We start from the raw sequence: 6,277 nt of genomic DNA, 5'->3' as shown, positions 1-6,277 counted from the left end.
TGGTGCGAAGAGAGGGACTCGAACCCTCACATCCGTGGGACACTAACACCTGAAGCTAGCGCGTCTACCAATTCCGCCACCTTCGCATCACTGCGGAGGGGGATTCTATAGAGTTTTGGGGGAGCGTCAACAGCCAAAGGGGACTTTTTTCGCTGTTGACGCCCAAAGTGGCGCCAAGGGTACAAAACTTCAGCAATTAGCCGACGTCTGGCATTCAGTAACGGCCCAATGCGTTCTGATACATCCGTTCATACTGGGTGACCGAGTCAGGCCAGTTGAAACGGGTGCTCATGGCATTGCGCTGCACCTTGGCAAAACGCTCCTTGTCCTGCAGGAAATAGAGCAGGCTGCGGCGCATGGTATCGAGCAGGATGGCGGCAGTCGGATCGTTGAAGCAGAAGCCGGTAGCATGCTCGGGATCCGCATCCCAATCCACCACGGTATCTTTCAGACCCCCCACGGCGCGCACCAGTGGCAGGGTGCCATAGGCGAGACTGTACATCTGGTTGAGGCCGCAAGGCTCGAACAGAGAGGGCATCAGGAAGAAGTCGGCACCGGCTTCGACCAGATGAGCCAGCCGATCGTCATAGGTGTTGATGAAGGCGAGCTTGCCCGGATAATCCCGGGCCATGGTTTGCAGTTGCGTGGCGAGCGCAGGATCGCCAGAGCCGACGATCACCACTTGTACCTGATGGTGGAGGAATTTCTCCAGCGCAGGGAGCAGCAGGGGAACGCCCTTCTGCTCGGTCAGGCGGCAAACCATGCCGTAGATGGGCAAGTCCGCCACGGCCAGCCCCGCCTCCTGCTGCAGGCTCTCTTTGCAGATCTGTTTGCCAGCCATGTTGTCGATGCTGTAGGTCGCAGGCAGGAATTCGTCGAACTCAGGATCCCAGTCCTTGTAGTCGCAGCCGTTGAGGATGCCGCAGAGATCTGCCGCCCGCTGCTGGAAGATATGCGCCATGCCGTGGGCGCCGAGGTGAGTCAACAGCTCCTGGGCATAGTTGGGACTGACCGCATTGATCTTGTCGGCGTAGAGCACCCCGCATTTGAGCAGATTGACGTGGCCGTAGTCGTAGTTGATGCGGCGTTCGTAGTCGGCGATCTCGGGCATGGCCCAGAACTGCTCGCGGCCAAACACCCCCTGAAACGCCGCGTTGTGAATGCTGATCACGCTGCGGGTCTGCTGGAAGAAGGGGTTGTGGGCATGACGGGTTTTCAGCAGCAGCGGCAGCAGGCCGGTGTGCCAGTCGTTGCAGTGGGCGATGTCCGGCGCAAAGCCGAGTTGCTCGCAGGCATGGAGGGCCGCGGCCGAGAAGAAGGCAAAGCGCTCGCCATTATCCGGATAGGCCTGATTGTTCTCGGCGTAGAGCTGGGGACGATCGAAATATTGCGGGCAATCGAGCAGATAGACGCAGACGCCATCCAGCTCCATCTGGTAGATACGATAACCGATATCCGGCAGCCCGGGGTGGGTTGGCAACCAGCGAGAAGCGACCAGTCTGGCCTCATCCCGTCGCTTTATCGTCTTGTAGAAGGGGAGCATGATCCTGACATCATGCCCCTTCTGGGCCAGGTACATCGGCAGGGCTCTGGCGACATCGGCCAGGCCCCCGGTCTTGACCAGCCCCTCAACCTCCGAGGCAACAAACAGGATTTTCAGTGGGTTAATAGCCAACTCTTGCTCCCTTAGGTACCACCACGATACCGCCTTCGGATACGGTAAATCGCTCTCTATCGTGGTCGAGATTTTCACCGATAACGGTGCCGGGCGCAATTTCAACGTTTTTATCTATGATCGCGCGCCGGATGGAGCACCCCTCACCAATCTTGATATCCCCCAGCAGCACGGACTCACTGATGTGGCTGCAGGGGCCAATATTGCAGCGGAAACCGAGGATGGAGCGCTGGATCTGGCTGCCCTGAATGAAACAACCGGCGGAGATCAGCGAGTTGGCTATCTTCACCTTGCACTCGTCGCTGTCGATGAAGGTAGCTGGTGGCAGCGCCGGATAGTGGGTGTGCAGTGGCCACTTGCGGTTATAGAGGGAGAAGGGGGGATTGTCGGCCACCAGGTCCATGTGCGCTTGCCAATAAGAGTCGAGAGTGCCCACATCCCGCCAGTAGACGTGCGGTTTCTCGCCGGGGATGACGTTGGTGCTGTAGTCATAGACATAGACGGGGGCGCGCGGGTAGAGGCTCGGGATCACATCCTTGCCAAAGTCGTGGCTGGAGTTCTCCTCGGCGGCATCCCGCTTCAACTCACGGCAGAGGGCATCGGTCTCGAAGATGTAGTTGCCCATGGAGACCAGCGCCTGGGTCGGATCGCCGGGAATGTGCTTGGGCTGCTTCGGTTTCTCCTGAAAGCCGATCATCCGTCCTTCGGTATCTACCTCGATCACCCCGAAGGCGCTCGCCTCTTCGATGGGCATGCGCAGGGCCGCGACTGTCATGGCAGCATTTTTTTGTTTGTGGAAAGTGACCATCTGGCTCACATCCATCTTGTAGATGTGGTCGGAGCCGAAGATGCAGACGTGATCCGGTTCGGCCCGCTCGATAAAGCCGAGGTTCTGGTAGATGGCATCGGCGGTGCCGTCATACCAGCGTTTGCCCATCCGCATCTGGGCCGGGATGGGATCGATAAAGCGGTCGGTGATACCGACGATATTCCACCCCTTCTTCATGTGCAGATAGAGGGACTGGGATTTGAATTGGGTTAGTACATAGATGCGTAGAAAGTCTGCGTTGACGAAGTTGTTGAGGACAAAATCGATCAGCCGGTAGCTGCCACCGAAGGGGACGGAAGGCTTGCTGCGGGTGGTGGTCAGAGGCTGCAGGCGAGTACCTTCGCCACCAGCCAAGATCATGGTCAAAATGCCAGCCATCGTATTTCTCTCCCTGAATGAACAACATGAAAAGGTTTTCAAAGCTCGGTATAAAAACACCCCTAAAGGGGTGGTTTTTATCGTGCTCTTAGTACCTTACCAGATCCCGTATGGGGCTCTCTAGCTGTTTTCTTGTACTGCTTACACTTAATTACACTTTGCTCAGATAGACCTTGAATTTGGCATCACTGCTGATCACTTCAGTCCGTTTGAAGTGTGTCTCCAGTATAGGCTGATAGCGCAAGAAGGCGTTGGCAACAATGGTCAGCGAACCATTTGGCAGCAAAAATTCCGGCGCCTTGGCCAGGAACTGCTCGGTCGCCGCATAGAAGGTTTTGAGACCCGCATGGAATGGCGGGTTGGAGACGATGTGCTGGAAACGGGTGGAGACATCCGAATAGACATCGGAAGCGGTGACCTTGCCCTGCAGACCGTTGATCGCCAGGGTGCGGCGGCTCGATTCGAGCGCCAGCGCGCTGATATCCACCATGTTGACCCGCAGATCCGGATTGCGCTTGGCCAGCACAGACCCAATTACCCCGGCGCCGCAGCCAAAATCGAGCAGCTCGCCCTTCATCGGTGGCACGGCGGCCAGCAGCATCTGGGTGCCGAGATCCAGCTCGGCGGCGCTGAAGACGCCGGGCAGCGCCAGCACGGTCAGCTCGGTATCATCCGCCTTGCACTGATAGCGGCCAAACCAGCTATCCAGATTGAAAGGTTCAACCGGCTTGCTCAGCTCACCGTGATAGAGCGAGCAGCGGCGCGCCGAATCGCGCTTTATCGGCTTTTCGCCATAGGGGGCCAGCAGCTTGTCGGCGCCATTGATGCCGCCGCGGTTTTCACCGGCCAGGAACAGATCGGCACCCGCTTCCAGCAAGGGGGTCATCATGGCCAGCAGATATTGTGCCTCGGCCTTGGCCTTGGGCATCAGCAGCAACAGGGCATCGAAGCGGGGGGCACCACCTAGCTGGTGGTCAAACAGGATCGCCTCGCCGAGGGCGGCCTGCTGGCTGCGGTAGTAGCAGTAATCGGTGGTAAAGACGGTCAGGGTCCGGGCCAGGCTCGCCAGCTGGCGGGGGTAGTCATCCTCCAGGGCGCCACAGACAAGTAGCCGCTTGCCGACAAAGAGGGCTTGGTTTCGTTCCAGCATCTGGCTGACGGCACTGATAGGGCTGCTCATCGGGTCTCTCCACGCAATTTGGGGCGGCCATTATACATAGCCCCTTTCGCCTTGACATTTATGCCGTGTTCCCGAAATATGCCCAGACACCATTTTTTGACCAGAGATGACGAAATGCGGTTCAACGGGTCGAAACGAAAGCACAAAAAAAGCCTGAAATTCGGGCCTGCCGACGTTCGCGCGTAACCTCTCATCCCTGAGAAGCTTCAAACCCCGGTTGCGCACATCGTACCGGGGTTTTTTATTGCCATATGCGCGTCATTTAGGAGAAGGAGATCCCATGTTTCAAGGTTCAATCGTTGCGTTGATCACCCCGTTTCGACAGGGAAAGCTGGATGAAGAGGCGCTGCTGCGTCTGGTGGAGTGGCATATCGAGCAGGGTACTCACGGCATTGTGCCGGTGGGTACCACGGGGGAGAGCCCGACCCTGACCCACGACGAGCACTGCCGGGTGGTGGAGCTGGTGGTCAAACAGGTCGCTGGCCGTATTCCGGTGATTGCCGGAGCGGGCTCCAACAATCCGGTCGAAGCCATCGAGTACACCCTCCATGCCGAGCGGGTGGGGGCTGATGCCACTCTGCATGTGGCCGGTTACTACAACCGCCCCAATCAGGAGGGGCTCTACCACCACTTCAAGGCGGTACACGATGCCACCGCCAAGCCGATCATTGTCTACAACATCCCGCCGCGCGCCATCGTTGACGTGCAACCCGCGACCCTGGCCCGTCTGGCCGAGCTGCCGCGCATTGCCGGGGTGAAAGATGCCACCGGCGATCTGGCGCGCCCCTGGACCGAGCGCCAGCTGATCAAAAAGCCCTTCGCTTGGCTCTCCGGTGAAGATGCCACTGCGGTTGCTTACAACATCGGCGGCGGTCAGGGCTGTATCTCGGTGACCGCCAACGTGGCGCCCAAGCTGGTGGCCGAGGTGCAGAACCTCACGCTGGCGGGCAAGTGGCAAGAGGCGCGTGAGCTGCAAGACAAGCTCATTCCGCTCCATCAGGCGATGTTTGCCGAGCCGAGCCCGGCTGGTGCCAAGTATGCAGCCTCTCTGCTCGGTTTCTGCAGCGAGGAGTGCCGTCTACCAGTGATGCCACTGTCGGAGGCGACTCGCGAGCGCATTCGCAGCGCCATGCAGCAGCTCAACCTGCTGTAATGCAAAACGGGTGAGCCAAGGCTCACCCGTTTTGTTTTTGGCTTTTGTATTTACGACATCGCCCCACTCAGGCTGCGTGATGCAGCCAGGCGGCGATGGCCAGTTGCAACTCGACATATGCCGGATAGAGGAAGAGCTCGGCCAGCTCTGCAGGCCACTCGTTTTGCTTGCCCGATTGGGCTTGCAGATGGGCGTGCAGGCTGGACAATGCTGGCAGCCAGGGCGTTGGTTGTGGCAGCGTGGCCGCACTGCGGGCGACCAGATCGATCCCTTGGCACAGGGCTGCGAGTGCCCGCTGTTGAATGCCTTTATCCTGAGGATGCTCCAGCCAGAGCTGCTCGTGATGCTGCCAGTGGCGCAGCCCCTCGCTTACCCCCGTTATGCCATCCATACCTTCATGTTCGACCAGCGCCTGCAGGGCCAGCGGTTTGCCAAGACCAGCCAGTCGATAGCCGCGCTGGGCCTTGGATTGGGCGCCGAGGCGCAGCCCGCCGATCCTGGCGAGGCGTTGGGCCAGTGCAAACAGCGCCGCGGTAGCACCTGATTTGAGCTCCAGTTCCAGCTCGTTGATGGTGGTGCTGCCCTGACTGCCGACTATCTCTCCCTGATCCCAGGCCAGCTCAATCTCGGCCCCCTCGAAGGCGATCAGACAATGGCGGCGCAGGAAGTCGGTACGAAACTGGGCGACCAGCTGCTGCTGAATGTGATCACGCTCGGTCAGGGTCGGCCAAATCTCATCGGGAAAGGCCGAGAGAGTCGGCAGATCGCCGCTCACGGGAGCGTTGTACTCGGGTCTGGCGTGCAGGCCGCCCACCACCTGGCCGCGGCATTTGATGGTCTGTTCGGCGAAGGCGTCGCAGCGGCGAATGCGCAACCCCATATCCAGTTGGCGTAGAGCCTGGGTCGGCGTATCGAAATAGACGTTGCCTAGCTGCTGTTGTGACGATTCTTTAATCTCAAGAGAATTCAGCAGGTTGGATAACTCGGCTTGAATGTCGCGGGCGACAAAAAACTTTATCTCGATCTCAGTTTGCATAGTCATTCCGGGCTGGCAGACAACTT

5 protein-coding genes and 1 tRNA gene are annotated in these 6,277 nt (G+C 59.0%); 1 reads left to right on the top strand and 5 read right to left on the bottom strand.

All coding sequences use genetic code 11. The features are described from left to right. The 4 genes from G5179_RS09610 to rsmC all read right to left on the bottom strand — a co-directional run bounded on the left by G5179_RS09610 (nt 1) and on the right by rsmC (nt 4,062). Nucleotides 1-86, bottom strand: a tRNA-Leu gene (locus G5179_RS09610). 128 nt (nt 87-214) lie between these two features. Next, nucleotides 215-1,675 carry a glycogen synthase GlgA gene (gene glgA, locus G5179_RS09605; protein WP_058058561.1) on the bottom strand — a complete coding sequence of 487 codons (1,461 nt, stop codon included), beginning with the start codon at nt 1,673-1,675 and terminating at the stop codon, nt 215-217. Further along, nucleotides 1,665-2,882, bottom strand: a complete 1,218-nt coding sequence (glgC, locus tag G5179_RS09600; protein ID WP_216952148.1) for a glucose-1-phosphate adenylyltransferase — start codon at nt 2,880-2,882, stop codon at nt 1,665-1,667. The genes glgA and glgC overlap by 11 nt, the downstream gene beginning before the upstream one ends. 151 nt (nt 2,883-3,033) lie before the next feature. After that, a complete protein-coding gene (gene rsmC / locus G5179_RS09595; protein WP_421258268.1) occupies nt 3,034-4,062 on the bottom strand; it encodes a 16S rRNA (guanine(1207)-N(2))-methyltransferase RsmC in 1,029 nt (342 codons plus the stop codon). Between the two features lie 280 nt (nt 4,063-4,342). Between rsmC and dapA the strand changes: the two genes are divergently transcribed. Then, nucleotides 4,343-5,215, top strand: coding sequence for a 4-hydroxy-tetrahydrodipicolinate synthase (gene dapA, locus G5179_RS09590; protein ID WP_043820620.1), 873 nt, complete (start codon nt 4,343-4,345; stop codon nt 5,213-5,215). 67 nt (nt 5,216-5,282) lie between these two features. Here the strand turns inward: dapA and G5179_RS09585 are convergent, their stop codons facing one another. Next, nucleotides 5,283-6,251, bottom strand: a complete 969-nt coding sequence (locus G5179_RS09585) for an inorganic triphosphatase (RefSeq protein WP_421258267.1) — start codon at nt 6,249-6,251, stop codon at nt 5,283-5,285. Nucleotides 6,252-6,277 lie beyond the last annotated feature (26 nt).

The organism is Aeromonas sp. 600886, assembly GCF_049174935.1.
Lineage (GTDB): Bacteria > Pseudomonadota > Gammaproteobacteria > Enterobacterales > Aeromonadaceae > Aeromonas > Aeromonas veronii_A.
This window is presented reverse-complemented; position numbering and strand designations above follow the sequence as displayed.

Excerpts from the sequence above, each read along its gene's own strand:
- glgC (WP_216952148.1), bottom strand. The coding sequence starts at position 2,882 with ATGGCTGGCATTTTGACCATGATCTTGGCTGGTGGCGAAGGTACTCGC.
- rsmC (WP_421258268.1), bottom strand. The coding sequence starts at position 4,062 with ATGAGCAGCCCTATCAGTGCCGTCAGCCAGATGCTGGAACGAAACCAA.
- dapA (WP_043820620.1), top strand. The coding sequence starts at position 4,343 with ATGTTTCAAGGTTCAATCGTTGCGTTGATCACCCCGTTTCGACAGGGA.
- G5179_RS09585 (WP_421258267.1), bottom strand. The coding sequence starts at position 6,251 with ATGCAAACTGAGATCGAGATAAAGTTTTTTGTCGCCCGCGACATTCAA.